General features: G+C 31.2%; 20 protein-coding genes. 6 read left to right on the forward strand and 14 right to left on the reverse strand.

Features of this window, described 5'->3' with window-relative positions:
* Window positions 1-50: 50 nt before the first annotated feature.
* From pyk to ACTPNM_RS00505, 5 genes are all read right to left on the reverse strand, one after another.
* Window positions 51-1,478 carry a pyruvate kinase gene (gene pyk / locus ACTPNM_RS00485; RefSeq protein ID WP_274638663.1) on the reverse strand — a complete coding sequence of 476 codons (1,428 nt, stop codon included), beginning with the start codon at window positions 1,476-1,478 and terminating at the stop codon, window positions 51-53.
* 4 nt (window positions 1,479-1,482) lie between these two features.
* The gene (locus ACTPNM_RS00490) at window positions 1,483-1,953 is read right to left on the reverse strand and encodes an IPExxxVDY family protein (protein WP_099215131.1); all 471 of its coding nucleotides are present in this window, start codon (window positions 1,951-1,953) and stop codon (window positions 1,483-1,485) included.
* 83 nt (window positions 1,954-2,036) lie between these two features.
* The gene (gene rnc, locus ACTPNM_RS00495; protein ID WP_099215130.1) at window positions 2,037-2,774 is read right to left on the reverse strand and encodes a ribonuclease III; all 738 of its coding nucleotides are present in this window, start codon (window positions 2,772-2,774) and stop codon (window positions 2,037-2,039) included.
* 6 nt (window positions 2,775-2,780) lie between these two features.
* Window positions 2,781-4,031, reverse strand: a complete 1,251-nt coding sequence (gene fabF / locus ACTPNM_RS00500) for a beta-ketoacyl-ACP synthase II (RefSeq protein WP_274638664.1) — start codon at window positions 4,029-4,031, stop codon at window positions 2,781-2,783.
* A 6-nt stretch (window positions 4,032-4,037) separates the two neighbouring features.
* Window positions 4,038-4,274 (reverse strand): acyl carrier protein, encoded by a 237-nt coding sequence (locus tag ACTPNM_RS00505; protein WP_028891431.1) that lies wholly within the window; start codon window positions 4,272-4,274, stop codon window positions 4,038-4,040.
* A gap of 180 nt (window positions 4,275-4,454) precedes the next feature.
* Here ACTPNM_RS00505 and purN point away from each other — a divergent pair, with 180 nt between their 5' ends.
* On the forward strand, window positions 4,455-5,024 hold the full coding sequence (purN, locus tag ACTPNM_RS00510; RefSeq protein ID WP_440120164.1) for a phosphoribosylglycinamide formyltransferase: 570 nt from the start codon (window positions 4,455-4,457) through the stop codon (window positions 5,022-5,024).
* On the forward strand, window positions 5,017-5,655 hold the full coding sequence (locus ACTPNM_RS00515) for a ribonuclease H1 domain-containing protein (RefSeq protein ID WP_440120165.1): 639 nt from the start codon (window positions 5,017-5,019) through the stop codon (window positions 5,653-5,655). Before purN ends, ACTPNM_RS00515 begins: the two co-directional genes overlap by 8 nt.
* Before the next feature lie 55 nt (window positions 5,656-5,710).
* Here the strand turns inward: ACTPNM_RS00515 and ACTPNM_RS00520 are convergent, their stop codons facing one another.
* Window positions 5,711-6,058 (reverse strand): toxin-antitoxin system YwqK family antitoxin, encoded by a 348-nt coding sequence (locus ACTPNM_RS00520; protein WP_440120166.1) that lies wholly within the window; start codon window positions 6,056-6,058, stop codon window positions 5,711-5,713.
* A 174-nt stretch (window positions 6,059-6,232) separates the two neighbouring features.
* Here ACTPNM_RS00520 and ACTPNM_RS00525 point away from each other — a divergent pair, with 174 nt between their 5' ends.
* The 4 genes from ACTPNM_RS00525 to ACTPNM_RS00540 all read left to right on the forward strand — a co-directional run bounded on the left by ACTPNM_RS00525 (window position 6,233) and on the right by ACTPNM_RS00540 (window position 8,445).
* Entirely contained in the window at window positions 6,233-6,433 is a 201-nt protein-coding gene (locus ACTPNM_RS00525) for a dodecin family protein (protein ID WP_440120167.1), read from the forward strand.
* A 76-nt stretch (window positions 6,434-6,509) separates the two neighbouring features.
* Window positions 6,510-6,863, forward strand: a complete 354-nt coding sequence (locus ACTPNM_RS00530; protein WP_440120168.1) for a DUF1304 domain-containing protein — start codon at window positions 6,510-6,512, stop codon at window positions 6,861-6,863.
* Window positions 6,864-6,919: 56 nt separating this feature from the next.
* Window positions 6,920-7,720 carry a mechanosensitive ion channel family protein gene (locus ACTPNM_RS00535; protein WP_440120169.1) on the forward strand — a complete coding sequence of 267 codons (801 nt, stop codon included), beginning with the start codon at window positions 6,920-6,922 and terminating at the stop codon, window positions 7,718-7,720.
* A gap of 44 nt (window positions 7,721-7,764) precedes the next feature.
* Complete coding sequence (locus ACTPNM_RS00540) at window positions 7,765-8,445, forward strand: hypothetical protein (RefSeq protein WP_440120170.1); 681 nt, start codon at window positions 7,765-7,767, stop codon at window positions 8,443-8,445.
* Here the strand turns inward: ACTPNM_RS00540 and tsaB are convergent.
* The 8 genes from tsaB to ACTPNM_RS00580 all read right to left on the reverse strand — a co-directional run bounded on the left by tsaB (window position 8,440) and on the right by ACTPNM_RS00580 (window position 14,188).
* Entirely contained in the window at window positions 8,440-9,117 is a 678-nt protein-coding gene (gene tsaB, locus ACTPNM_RS00545) for a tRNA (adenosine(37)-N6)-threonylcarbamoyltransferase complex dimerization subunit type 1 TsaB (RefSeq protein ID WP_440120171.1), read from the reverse strand. The genes ACTPNM_RS00540 and tsaB overlap by 6 nt on opposite strands.
* A 98-nt stretch (window positions 9,118-9,215) precedes the next feature.
* Window positions 9,216-10,547, reverse strand: a complete 1,332-nt coding sequence (locus tag ACTPNM_RS00550; protein WP_440120172.1) for a TolC family protein — start codon at window positions 10,545-10,547, stop codon at window positions 9,216-9,218.
* 195 nt (window positions 10,548-10,742) lie between these two features.
* Window positions 10,743-10,931 carry a hypothetical protein gene (locus ACTPNM_RS00555; protein WP_274638672.1) on the reverse strand — a complete coding sequence of 63 codons (189 nt, stop codon included), beginning with the start codon at window positions 10,929-10,931 and terminating at the stop codon, window positions 10,743-10,745.
* Window positions 10,932-10,947: 16 nt separating this feature from the next.
* Window positions 10,948-11,472, reverse strand: coding sequence for a DUF420 domain-containing protein (locus tag ACTPNM_RS00560; protein WP_274638673.1), 525 nt, complete (start codon window positions 11,470-11,472; stop codon window positions 10,948-10,950).
* A gap of 1 nt (window position 11,473) precedes the next feature.
* On the reverse strand, window positions 11,474-12,121 hold the full coding sequence (locus tag ACTPNM_RS00565; RefSeq protein ID WP_274638674.1) for an SCO family protein: 648 nt from the start codon (window positions 12,119-12,121) through the stop codon (window positions 11,474-11,476).
* A gap of 11 nt (window positions 12,122-12,132) precedes the next feature.
* On the reverse strand, window positions 12,133-12,780 hold the full coding sequence (locus ACTPNM_RS00570) for a hypothetical protein (protein WP_440120173.1): 648 nt from the start codon (window positions 12,778-12,780) through the stop codon (window positions 12,133-12,135).
* A gap of 66 nt (window positions 12,781-12,846) precedes the next feature.
* The gene (locus ACTPNM_RS00575; protein WP_125066519.1) at window positions 12,847-13,185 is read right to left on the reverse strand and encodes a cytochrome C oxidase subunit IV family protein; all 339 of its coding nucleotides are present in this window, start codon (window positions 13,183-13,185) and stop codon (window positions 12,847-12,849) included.
* Window positions 13,186-13,204: 19 nt separating this feature from the next.
* Window positions 13,205-14,188 carry a cytochrome c oxidase subunit 3 gene (locus ACTPNM_RS00580; protein WP_274638676.1) on the reverse strand — a complete coding sequence of 328 codons (984 nt, stop codon included), beginning with the start codon at window positions 14,186-14,188 and terminating at the stop codon, window positions 13,205-13,207.
* Window positions 14,189-14,211 lie beyond the last annotated feature (23 nt).

The following is a 14,211-nucleotide window of genomic DNA, read 5'->3' on the forward strand; positions in this document are numbered from 1 at the left end:
AAAAAGCTCAACTTTAAAAGTTGAGCTTTTTTATATTTTGTTGTCTTTATTTAGTCAATATGAGAAACACGTAACGTGTTTACCATACCTTTTGCTTTTACTGGCATTGAAGAAAGGTTTATTATAAAATCTCCAGATTTTACATATCCTTTTTCCTTAGCTATTTCGTTAATATCTTCAATAGTATCATCGGTACTTAATTCTCTGTCGTAGAAATAAGCTCTTACACCCCATAAAAGATTTAACTTTCCTAGAATTCTCTTTTCTGATGAAAATGCTAATACATGTGATTTTGGTCTCCATGCAGAAATTTGAAAGGCTGTGTACCCACTATTTGTTAAAGTTGAGATAGCAGCTGCATCAATATCATCAGCCATTAAAGCTGCATGATGACATACTGATTTTGTTATAAATCTTTTAGTACGTATGTGAGGTGGCTCTTGCGGAACTTCAATTAAATCTGAAAACTCAACACTACCAATAATTTCAGTCATTTTTTGAATAACTCTTACAGGATGTTTCCCTACAGAAGTTTCTCCTGAAAGCATTACAGCATCTGCTCCATCCATAATAGAGTTTGCTACATCATTTACCTCTGCTCTTGTTGGTACAGAGTTTTCAATCATAGTTTCCATCATCTGCGTAGCAATTATAACAGGTATTCTTGCTTGCTTTGCTCTACGAACTAAACTTTTTTGAATTAAAGGTACATCTTGCATAGGCACCTCCACTCCTAAATCTCCACGAGCTACCATTAATCCATCGCAATACGGAATTAAAGCATCTATATTTTCAACAGCTTCTGGTTTTTCTATTTTTGCTATTACAGGAACTCTATAACGTGATTTCTGTTTAATTATATCACGTAAAATACGTAAGTCTTCAGGCGTTCTTACAAATGAAAGGGCAATCCAATCTACCTCCTGCTCTAGCGCAAAAACAACATCCTTTTTATCTTTTTCAGTTAAAGCTGGTAATGAAATCTTAGTATTTGGTAGGTTTACTCCTTTTTTCGACTTTAAAGCTCCACCAACAACTACTTTAGTAACAACTTCACTTTCTTTATCAGTTGCTGTTACTTCAAATAGTAACTTGCCATCATCAACTAAAATCTTCTCTCCTACCTTTACGTCTTTTGGAAAACGCTGGTAAGTCATATATGCTTTCTCTTGTGTTCCTTCACATTTTTCTGTAGTAAAAGTAAAAGTATCTCCCGCTTTTAATTCTACTCCTTCTTGCATTACACCTACTCTTAGTTTTGGTCCTTGCAAATCGGCTAAAATGGCTACATTATAACCTCTTTCTTCATTTATTTCACGTATTTGACGTACACGCTCTTTAACTACTTCATAGTCGGCATGTGAAAAATTAATTCTAAAAACATTTACACCAGCTGCGGCCATATCAGCTAAAATTTCTTTCGTGTTTGTTGCTGGACCTAATGTTGCTACAATTTTTGTTTTCTTGTTGTGTGGCATATAATTAAAAAATTAAAAAATCTTTCGATTTTAATGAGTTTACCTCTATTTCATAAGAGGTTATTATTTGAGGGATTTGTTTTATTACTTCTATAATTTTTACAATTGATTCGTAATCAAAATCTCCTTCTAACTTTAAAAAAAAATCAACTTTTTTCTTTTCTGGTATCAAACGTGTAATTGAATCACTTTGATTAAAAAGACTTATTGATTCTGCTTCAAGAGTTGACTTAAATACATTTGCTATTAAAAACCAATCTTGACATAGTTTTGCATTAGTATATTCGTATACTGTATAAGATGATTGACTACCTTTTTTAATAAAGTCTAAATCGTAACCTGCTCTATTAAACTTAATTTGTAAATGTTCGTTTAATAGGTATGCTAATTTATACTCGTTTAAAGTAGTATGAATTCCAATCAATGTATAATCATCATTGGAAAATTCATTTATATTCACCTCATAAATTGGCATCTAAACAATTATTTGTTTTTGCTAAATTAATGAATGTATAGAAAATTCTATGTAAAATTTACGAAAACGTTTTTGTTTACGTGTTAAGATTTTAGCATTTGATTTTGCATAGCAAAATATACTCTTTTGGCAGCAATTTCTTCTGCCTTTTTCTTAGATGTTGCTCTACCTTTAGCTATGATGTTTCCATCAATACTAACACGTACACTGAAGTGCTTTTTACTTTGGTTACCTGAATCCTCGTATGATTCAAATTTGTACTTCTTCTTCTGCTTTTGACACCATTCTATAACAAAACCTTTGTAGCTAGATATTTTACCTTCTAATCGCTCGATATCTACATAAGGCATTATTACTTGTTCATAAATAAACTGATGACAATAATTGTAACCTCTATCTAAGTATATTGCTCCTATTAAAGCTTCAAAAATATTTCCATGAATGTTATTACTAACATGCTCTTTAGAAATATTACTTTTTACAAACCTTATTAACTCTAAATCTTTTCCTAAGTTATTTAAATGCTCTCTACTTACAATTTTAGATCGCATTTGAGTTAAATACCCTTCATCTCCCTCAGGTACTTTTTTAAACAAATAAGAAGCAATTACAGTTCCTAAAATAGCATCTCCTAAAAACTCTAAACGTTCGTAGTTAATAGGACGACCGTTACTATCTACTAATTTTAAAGATCTATGCGTAAAAGCTTTTTTATAATACGATAACTTAATTGGTTTAAAATTAAGCAGTTCTTTTAATTCGTAGTAGAAGTTTTCATCCGCTTTGTTTTGGGGTTTAACAATTCTACGAAGAAAGTTCATAAAAGATTAATCTAGTTTTCTAAAGGCTACACAAGCATTATGACCACCAAAACCAAATGTATTGCTCATTGCAACTTTAATCTCTCTTTTTTGAGCTTTGTTTAACGTTAAGTTTAACTCTGGGTTGATGTTTTCATCAACGTTTGTGTGATTAATTGTTGGGGGAACAACACCGTGCTCCATTGCTAATAAAGAAGCGATTGCTTCAATAGCACCAGCAGCACCTAACAAATGTCCTGTCATAGACTTTGTTGAGTTGATATTAATGTTTTTAGCATGATCTCCAAAAACCTCAGAGATTGCTTTTAATTCTGCAACATCTCCTAGGGGGGTTGAAGTACCGTGAGTGTTGATATGGTCTACGTCTTCTGGTTTTATTCCAGCGTTTTCAAGACAGTTTTTCATTACTGCAATTACACCAATTCCATCAGGATGTGGTGCTGTCATGTGGTAAGCATCTGAAGATAACCCTCCACCAATAACTTCTGCATAAATTTTAGCTCCACGAGCTTTTGCATGTTCGTATTCTTCTAAGACTATTGCACCTGCTCCTTCTCCTAAAACAAATCCATCACGTTCAGCATCAAAAGGTCTTGAAGCTGTTTCTGGGCTTTCATTTCTAGTTGATAAGGCATGCATAGCATTAAAACCACCCATACCTGCAATTGTAACAGCAGCTTCACTACCACCAGTTACAACTACATCACAATGACCTAGTCGAATATAGTTTAAAGCATCAATCATTGCATTAGCTGATGATGCACAAGCAGATACTGTAGTATAGTTCGGCCCCATAAATCCATTTTTTATAGAAATATTTCCTGGAGCAATATCTGCAATCATTTTTGGGATAAAGAACGGATTGAAACGAGGAGAACCATCTCCTTCAGCATAATTTAACATCTCATTTTGAAATGTTTCTAAGCCTCCAATACCTGCTCCCCAAATAACGCCAACTCTTAATTTATTAACGTCATCAAGGTTTAATTTAGCATCAGCAATTGCCTCATCAGAAGCAACCATTGCATACTGCGTAAATCTATCCATTTTACGCGCCTCTTTTCTGTTAATAAAATCAGTCGCGTTGAAATCTTTAAGCTCACATGCGAAACGAGTTTTGAACTTGGCAGCATCAAAATACGTTATAGGTGCTGCTCCGCTAACTCCGTTAACCAAGCTATTCCAATACTCTTCTTTATTGTTTCCTATTGGCGTTAATGCGCCAAGTCCAGTTACTACAACTCGTTTTAATTGCATATAATCTTATTTTTTTGCGTCTTCAATATAGCTAATCGCTTGACCTACAGTACCAATGTTTTCTGCTTGATCATCTGGAATTTGAATATCAAATTCTTTCTCGAATTCCATGATTAACTCAACTGTATCTAAAGAATCTGCTCCTAAATCGTTTGTGAAGCTTGCTTCGTTAGTTACTTCGTTATCGTCTACTCCTAATTTGTCTACGATAATTGCTTTTACTCTTGATGCAATGTCTGACATAATTTGTTTGTTTTAAAATTTAAAATCGAGGCAAAAATACAAATCTTAGTTATTAATTCTAACTTTTGCTCAAAAATGTGATGTCTAAAATAAAAAAAATACCTGAATATTTTGCTACAAACACCACCATTGTTAATAATTATTCTTTTTTTTGTAGTAACAAAACAACTAAATTTTAACATGAAACGCATCGTAATTTTTGCTTCTGGTTCTGGTTCTAATGCCGAAAACATCATAAAATACTTCAATTCTACTAAAACTGCAATTGTTACTCATGTGCTTTCTAACAACCAACATGCCAAAGTTTTTGACCGTTGTGAAAAGCTAAACGTTGATGCATCATTATTTGATAGAGATAGCTTTAGTAAAGATAATACTGTATTGAATTTTTTACTCGCTGAAGCTGATATTATTGTATTAGCGGGTTTTTTATGGCGTATTCCTTCTAAAATTGTTGATGCTTTTCCTAATAAAATAATAAACATACACCCTGCTCTATTACCAAAATATGGAGGAAAAGGAATGTATGGCATGAATGTACACAATGCTGTTAAAGAAAACAATGAAACTGAAACTGGTATTACCATTCATTATGTAAATGAAAATTACGATGAAGGAGCTATTATTTTCCAAGCTAAAACCTCAATTTCTTCTGATGATACTCCAGAAACTATAGCTCAAAAAGTTCACGAACTAGAATATGAGCATTTTCCTAAGATTATTGAAGAGGTAATATTACAGAATGAGTAAGAAGAAAAAATATTATGTAGTCTGGAAAGGAAAAAAAACAGGTGTTTTTTCATCTTGGGATGCTTGTAAAAAGCAAATTGATGGTTTTACAGGTGCACAATACAAAGCTTTTGCTGATAAAAACGAAGCTGAATTAGCTTTAAAGAAAAGCTATAATGACTATAAAGGAAAAGACACTAAGAAAATAAGTCTTTCTTCAGAAGAAAAAGCCAAATATGGCTCTCCTATTTTAGAAAGTATTTCTGTTGATGCAGCTTGTGCTGGAAACCCTGGCTTAATGGAATATCGAGGTGTTTTAACTCATAACAAGAAGGAGGTATTTAAAATGGGACCATTTAAGAATGGTACTAATAATATTGGTGAGTTCTTAGCTCTTGTACATGGAATTGCTTTGTTGAAGAGTAAAAATATGAACTCTCTACCTATTTATTCAGATTCTAAGATAGCTATGAGTTGGGTTAAAAAGAAACAGTGTAGAACTAACATTACATTTGATAGCTCTAATAAAGAGATTTTAGACTTAATTAAACGTGCTGAAACTTGGTTACAGCAAAACTCATTTAAAAACCCTTTGTTAAAGTGGGAAACTAAAGCCTGGGGCGAAATTCCTGCTGATTTTGGCAGAAAATAAAAAACCGAGTATATAAAACACTCGGTCTAATTCTCTTATTCTGCAAAATATTAACTTATTTCACTGCCATTTTGGTCTCTTCCTTCCAAGTTTGTACGCTTGCTATGGCATTATCTTTAAAATCGATTTCTTTCAATCCATCTTCTTTCCACATAAACCACTTACCTACTTTTTTTCCTGCTTCATAATGACCAATAGCCACTTTGTTTCCTTTCTTATCAAAAGAAGTCCAAGTACCTGTTAACTTTTTATCTTTGAAAAAACCTTGCTCTTTAATAGTACCATCTTCATAAAAATAAGTGGCTTTCACCAAATTACCTTCAACTTCATATTTTGGTTCTACATCTTGAGCTTGTAAAAACGATACTGATAACACGCAAGCTACTATTATTAATTTTTTCATAATCTAAATCTTTTAAAGTTAATACCTGTTAACACAAATATACAAAAAATTTACATATTTGAAACATTTACATAACATTAAATTAACATTAGAAGTTTTTAAGATCTAATTGTCAATTTAAAAGCTTTTTAAAAACCTTATATTTACATGTATTAATCTTTAAAAAAAATTATTATGGCAGTAATGAAAGTTATTGAAATTTTAGCTAATTCTGATAAAAGTTGGGAAGATGCCACAAGGAAAGCTATTAAACAAGCTTCAAAATCAGTTAAAGGTATTAAATCCGCCTTTGTACAATCACAAAGTGTGGTTGTTAATGATGATGAGATAACTGAATTTAGAGTAAACCTAAAGGTAACTTTTGAAGTAAATTAACCTCAATATAAACTAACTACTTACTATGTGCGGTTTTGGTAGTTACCTGAACCGCATATTTTATCTTTTAATTATCATGAACATTATACAATATTCTCTTTTAGCTCTAGTAGCTTTTATTCATTTATACATTCTTGTACTAGAAATGCTCTTATGGAACAAGCCTAAAGGAATGAAAACTTTTGGTCTAAAATCAAAAACATTTGCTGAAGAAACCAAAGTTATGGCCGCCAATCAAGGTTTATACAATGGCTTTCTTGCTGCTGGTTTAATTTGGTCCATAGTATCACAAAAAATTGATGTAGGGATATTTTTTATGACCTGTGTTTTTATTGCAGGGCTTTATGGTTCTTATTCTACAAAAAAACCTCGTATTTTTGTCATTCAGTCTATACCTGCTTTATTAGGATTGATTAGTTTAATGCTATAAAACCTAACCACTACTAACTAAAATCATTTATTAATAACTAAAATTTACCATAAGAAATGGAAAAGTATTTAGAAAAATTTCAGGACCTCATAGTTACATATGCTCCAAAAGCTATTGTTGCTATTATTATTTACATTGTAGGTTCTTACATTATCAACTTAATTCTTAGAGCAGCTAAAAAAGTAATGTCTAAAAGAGATGTAGATATTACGTTACAAAAGTTCTTAGCCAATCTTTTAAACTGGTCTTTAAAAATTCTTTTAATTATTACAGTAATAGCAAAACTGGGTGTTGAAACTACTTCTTTTGCTGCTATTTTAGCCTCAGCTGGTTTAGCTGTTGGTTTAGCTTTACAAGGTTCTTTAGGTAATTTTGCTGGCGGTGTTTTAATTATGCTTTTTAAACCTTTTAAAGTGGGTGATTTAATTGAAGCTCAAGGTGAGATCGGTGTTGTAAAGGAGATTGAAATCTTTACTACCAAGCTTACAGGATTATCTAATAAAGAAATAATTATTCCTAACGGTTCTTTATCTAATGGAAATATTGTTAATTATTCTTCGGAAGGAACTCGTAGAGTGGATTTAACTTTTGGTGTTTCATATGATGCAGATATTAAACAAACTAAAGAAATACTAATGAATGTTATTACATCTCACCCTAAAGTATTAAAAGACCCTGCACCTACTGTAAATGTATCTGAATTAGCAGATAGTTCTGTGAACTTTGCTGTGAGACCTTGGTCTAAAACAGAAGATTATTGGGCTGTATACTTTGATATAACTGAAAACACTAAAATTGCCTTAGATAAAGCTGGAATTGAAATTCCTTACCCTCACTCTGTGGAAATTCATAAATAATTTGTACTTTGTACATCTATTATTATTTATCTAAATAAATTATTATGAAATTTAAAAAAAAATTTTCTTTTTTAGTATTTAGTTTTTTTATCACTTGTAATCTTGTTGCTCAGCAAGATGGTGACGTCTACAATAACAGAGGTGTTAGTACTTTGAGCACCTTCAATAGTTTTGATTATTCCAAGATAAAAGGAACTCCTTTTATAACTGATGGATATTTACCTCTTAAAATTTCAGACTTTAAGGACGATTTGTTAACTGGTAGGTATAATGCCCATAGGGATTATTTTGAAATAAGGACAGGCAATAGTATAAAATCATTTTTACCTAATGAAAATGCGCTAAATAGAGAAGTTTTCTTAAACAAGAAAGTATATAAAGCTTTTAAACACAGTGACGGAAAAATTGGCTTTTTTTTAATTACTTTTAGTGGAAAAAAAATAACTCTTATGGTGAAAGAAGAAGTAGAATTAATAGAAGCTGTTGAACCAAAAACTGGATATGATAAATTTAAACCTGCTAACTTTAAAAGAAAAAAAGATGTTTTCTTTATCCACTTTAAAAGAAATAATTCGGCTTCAGAACTACCTAAAAGCAAGAAACAATTTATCAATTTATTTGGAAACAACTCTGTTAAAATTAAAAATTACATTAAACAAAACAGATTAAATATAAAAAAACTGGACGATGTTAAAAAGGTTTTAAAATTCTACGAGATTTTATAATTTTTTTCTTTCAGACGTTACCACAAAATCTTTTAAATAAAAAGGTTCAAAATAAGCGACATCTTCGATGTCGTTTTTTTTGTATTTATCAAAACTCAATTTTACCATTTCTTTCGCAGATGGAAACTCTCCATCAATAAAAACTGCATTTTCGTGCGTAATAACTTCTTTGCACTTTTCTGCTCCATCACCTAAAAAATATACTTTTCCTTTTAACAAGTACTCTTGAAAAGAATTTTCGTCTATAATTTCAGCTTTTATATCTCTTACTCGTTCGTGTTTAGAATTATATACAGCTGCATATACTTCCATACGACGAGCATCTAACATTGGAATAATTACTCCTTCTTCCATAGAAACTTTATAAGCCAAAGATTGCAAGGTTTCAATAGATATTAAAGGTTTATCAAATGCAAAACACAAACCTTTTGCTGCTGAAACCCCTATACGTAATCCTGTATAAGAACCGGGACCTTTACTTACTGCAACAGCATCAATATCATTAAAAGAAAGTTTTACTTCTTCCATAACTTGCTGAATAAATGGATGAAGTTTTTCAGCATGTGAATAATTTCCATCATTTAACTCTTGTATTGCTAAAAGTTCACCTTTATCTGCTACGCTTACCGAACAGTTTTTAGTTGCAGTTTCTATATGTAAGATTGTTGCCAAATCTGAAAATTTATTTTTGGCAAAGATACATTATAAAGAAAAACCTCATTAGTAAAATTCTAACAAGGCTCTTCGAACAATAAATATATCTTTCTTAGTTAGTCAACGATTGACTCTCCGTAGTAAAACTTCAATACTTTCGTTTTAAATACATAATCGTATTTAGCTCTAATCATTGCTCCTTCTGCATTCACTAATCTATTACGTACTTGATCGAAATCAAATTGAGTCATTGACCCATAGTCATAGCTAACTTGAGCATTTTTAAAGGCTTCCTTTTGAGCCTCTAATGATACTTGTGCTGCTTCATATGTTTTAGCAGCTGCTTTTGCGTCTAAATAAGCACTTTCTATTTCTTGTTGTAATTGTAATTTCTGATTTTCAAGAGCTAGTTGAGAAACCTCTTTATTTATTACAGATTTAGTAACCTTATTTTTTGTTTGAAAACGATTAAAGATTGGAATATTTAGTGATAAACCTATATTATATCTAATTCTATCTTTTGTTTGCTTAAAAAAGTACTCATTAGTTTGGCCTGGGAATAGGTTATTAAACTGGTGAAAATAAGAACTACTTGCTCCTATAGAATAAGACAAGTTGGGTAAGTAAGCTCCTTTTTCTAACTTAATATTTAAGTCAGCGTTGCTTACATCTAACTTTGCTCTTTCTATATCTGGCCAAGCAGTTAGTGCTTTTTCATATACTACATCTGAGTTATCATATAATAATGCTGCTGAAGGTGAGCCAACTTCAATATCAGCTACATCAAAGTCTTTAGAAGGTATTTGTAATAATTGACTTAACCTTAGTAAAGCTATGCTCAAAGTATTTTCTTGTAATACTACACTTTGAACATCATTCGCAGCAGTAGACTCCACATTTAATAAGTCTCCTTTTGGTATTACTCCTCCTTCAAACTGAGCTCTAGCTCTTTCTATTTGCTTTTTACTAATCTCAGCTTGAACTGTTGCAACCTCTAAATTTTCTTTAGCAAACAACACATTTAAGTATTCATTTACTACATTTAAAGAAATATCATTTTCTATTTTTGCTAAATCCAACTCACTTCCTTTAACACTCAATTCTGCCTGTTTTTTTTGGTTAAGATTTCTGAAACCGTTAAAAATAGTTCCTCTACTTGACAGACTGAATGAAGAATTAAAATTTTGTGTATTCTTTAAAACTCCTGTTTGATCTGGTGATAAACCAGAACTAAAACCAGCACTTGAAGAAGCGTTTAAATCAGGTAAAAAATTTCCTTTAGATATTTCAACGTCCTTTTCAGCTAATTGAACGCTTAAGCGGTTTTGCTTAACTGTAATGTTATTTTTTAGAGCGTAATCTACACACTCTTTAAGTGTCCATTGTTTTTGTGAAAAAACAGCTATAGAACTGAAAATAGCTGCAAATAATGCAATTTTAGTTTTCAAAAGATCAATATTTTTTTATTTAAACTCAGTTAGTTTATATTTCTAAAAGTAGAAATATATTGCTTTTCTATTAATTAGAAAAACTAGCAAACAATTTTGTAACCTAGCGTGTAAAACGATAAGTTATTTTTTACTGCGACTATATGACGACTAAAACTGAGAAATGTTACAAAAAATATTCTTAACTTAAGAATACTAGTTTTGAGCTTTCTTTTTATGACGGTAAATAAAGTAAAATAAAAGTCCGACTAATATATATGGAAACACCATTAAATAAGTAATTCCATTATTTACTCCTTCAGCAATAGTTTCATTACCACCTTCAATCACTGCCTTACACATTGCACATTGTGCAGAAGCATCAAACGAAAATGCAATAAACATTAAAAGTATAATCTTTTTAAACATAATAAGGTGATATCATTAAATAAACAACTACTCCTGTAACCGCTACATATAACCATAACGGAAATGTAATTTTAGCAATTTTCCTATGCTCTGGAAAGTTACCCAAACGAGCTCTCATAAAGGTTATTAAGACAAATGGGATAATGATTATTGATAATAATATATGAGTTATTAAAATAAAAAAGTATACATATTTAATTATCCCTTCTCCTCCAAATTTAGTAGAATCTGAAGTCATATGGTACGCTACATACATTACTAAGAATAATGCTGAGCAAATTATAGCAGTAGTATTTAATTGTTCATGCAATTTTCTCTTACCGTTTTTAATTGCCACTACCGAAGCAACAAGCAATACTGCTGTTAATCCATTTATACTAGCATAAATGGGAGGTAAAAAAGACAATGGCTCTACATTAGGTATTTTAATCCCAAATAAAGCAGCTACTGCAATAGGAATTACAATAGAAACTATAGTAATAAACTTTTTATATTTTTTTTCTTCTGCTGTACTCATATTATTCTTTAAGTAATAACTTAATATCTTCTTTTAACTCACTAATTTGGTTTCCAAAATTATGCTCATCTAAAGCACGATAATACATAATTGGGTTTCCGTGTTCGTCATATCGAGAACGGATATATCCATCTTTATCTACCAATGCAAATAATCCTGAATGCTCAAAACCACCATGGCTCGCTTCTCCTTTACCAGCATATAGCTTGAAACCTTCATTTGATAAATCATATACAACATCCTCTGACTTCCCTGTTAATAAATGCCAATTTTTATGATTTATTCCGTTATTCTTTGCATATTCTTTCAATTGATGTGGTGTATCAATTTCAGGTGTAATTGAAAATGATGCTATCCCAAAATTCGGATTTCCCATAAATTCATTTTGAATTTCCACCATTTGTGCATTCATTAAAGGACAGATAGTAGGACAAGTGGCAAAAAAGAACTCAACTACATACACTTTTCCTTCGTAGTCCTTATTAGTGATTGTTTCACCGTCTTGATTGATAAATTCAAAGTCTGGTACTTTATTGAATTTATGCAAATTAGCTGTTTGGAAGTGTGCTACAATTTTAGGAATTGCATAAATACCAAAAAGCAATACTATTAGTGAAATACCTATATATGAATAATTTTGTTTTTTCATGTGAGTCTTCCTTAAATTTCTCTATCTGCGTTATTCTTTTTTAATGCCAAACGATATTCAGCCAATACAACCTTAACATCATCTTTCATTTTATTGTTTAATTCAGCTACAGACTTCATATTATAACCAAACAACTTACCTCCTGTACTATCCTCATCATCTGTTCTTCCTCTTAAACTCCCACTTTTATCAATTATAAAAGCCTTTGAAGAATGTAGGTTTTTATCTAAAGACTGATTTGTTTTAAAGCTATCATACAATACTTCTATTTCTGTATCACTAGCATAAACAAAGTTCCATTTTATCATGTTTGTAAAAGCTCCTATTTCTTTCTGAAGTTTCTCTACATCTTCCTTAGACTTACTTGAAGCAATAACAATTAACTGGAAGTCTTTAAATCCATAAAATGGTTTGTAAATCTTTTCATTAAGGTTAAACAATTCACCTTTTGCCTCTCCTACATTACTTCCTAAAAAGGTAACTATTGATATTCTTTTATCAAACTGATGCTTTTTACTTATTGAAGAAATATCAATTACATTTTCTGTAAGTACAGGTAACTTTGCAAAGTTATTGATTCCTAATGATAAAAATATATAAAACAATAATGGCACAATAAATAGTGCAAACAATACTATATTTCTTTTTGTTTTATCCATTTTATTATAAATTTAAGTATAAAAAAAGGTGGTTATAACACCACCTTTAATTTTTATTTTATATGATTACCATTTTACTAATGGTGCTAATGTATCGTATAAGTAACCACCTTCTATTAACACTAAGGTTACTAAGTAACATATTAGGAAGACAGCTGTCCAAACGATAGCACGTCTAAACCAAGGCTTTTCTCCTTCTAAGTGCATAAAAGCCCATGCAATATAGTATGCCTTTACAATTGTTAAGATAATAAATATCCAGTTTAACCAACTAGTACCCCATCCATGCAAGTGTAAACTTGCTGGCTTCACAATACCTAAAGCTACCTCTACTGTTGTTACTATTGTTAAGATTGCTAAAACAATCCAAATTCTTTTTGTATTTGATTCGTGTGCGTGACCCATTTTTACTATTGTTTTTTGATTATACTAAGTAGAAGAAGGTAAATACAAATACCCAAACTAAATCTACAAAGTGCCAATATAAACCTACTTTTTCTACCATTTCATAGTGTCCTCTACGCTCATACGTACCTAACACAACATTAAAGAAAATGATAATATTGATTACTATCCCTGAGAATACGTGGAACCCGTGGAATCCTGTAATAAAGAAAAAGAAGTCTGCAAAAATTGGATTACCATATTCGTTTACATGCAAGTTTGCTCCTTCTACAACCATTTTAGCTTTTCCTAGTTGAGCTAAACTCTCTTCTCTTGATAAAATTATTTTTTGTTTGGTTTCAGGGTTAACTTTTTCAATTCTGATTAATAGAGATGGATCTGCTTTAAAAGCTTCCTGTACTTGAGCTACTGAATATTGAGAAATCGTTGCTTCTTTTTCAAACCACAATCCATTTTCTCTTTGATGTTGAACTCTTTCATCTTTTCTATCATTATGAACAAAATCTGCTAAAGCTATTTGATGACCGTCTTTTACAAATTGTAAAATATGGTTGTCTGTAGTTTTAACAGCTCCATAAGAACCATTGATAAAGTTTTTCCATTCCCAAGCCTGAGATCCAACGAAAATCAAACCGAAAACTATCGTAGCAAACATATACCAAGCTACTTTTTTTTGTTGCATTTTATGACCTGCATCTACCGCTAACACCATAGTTACCGATGATACAATCAATATAAAAGTCATTAATGCTACATAGTACATCGGTGCGTGTACACCGTGCAATCCTGGAAAGTGTGTAAATACTTCATCAGCAATAGGCCAAGAATCGATAAACTTAAAACGTGTTAAACCATACGCTGCTAAAAAGCCCGAAAAAGTTAATGCATCTGATACGATGAAAAACCACATCATCATTTTACCATAACTAGCGCCAAATGGTTTCACACCACCTCCGCCCCAGGTCTCCTTGTTGTCAGAATTTACAGCAATATTTGCTCCCATAAATCTCTTATTGTTAATTTTTG

This window comes from Tenacibaculum sp. Ill (assembly GCF_051938915.1).
GTDB classification, from domain to species: Bacteria; Bacteroidota; Bacteroidia; order Flavobacteriales; family Flavobacteriaceae; genus Polaribacter; species Polaribacter larymnensis.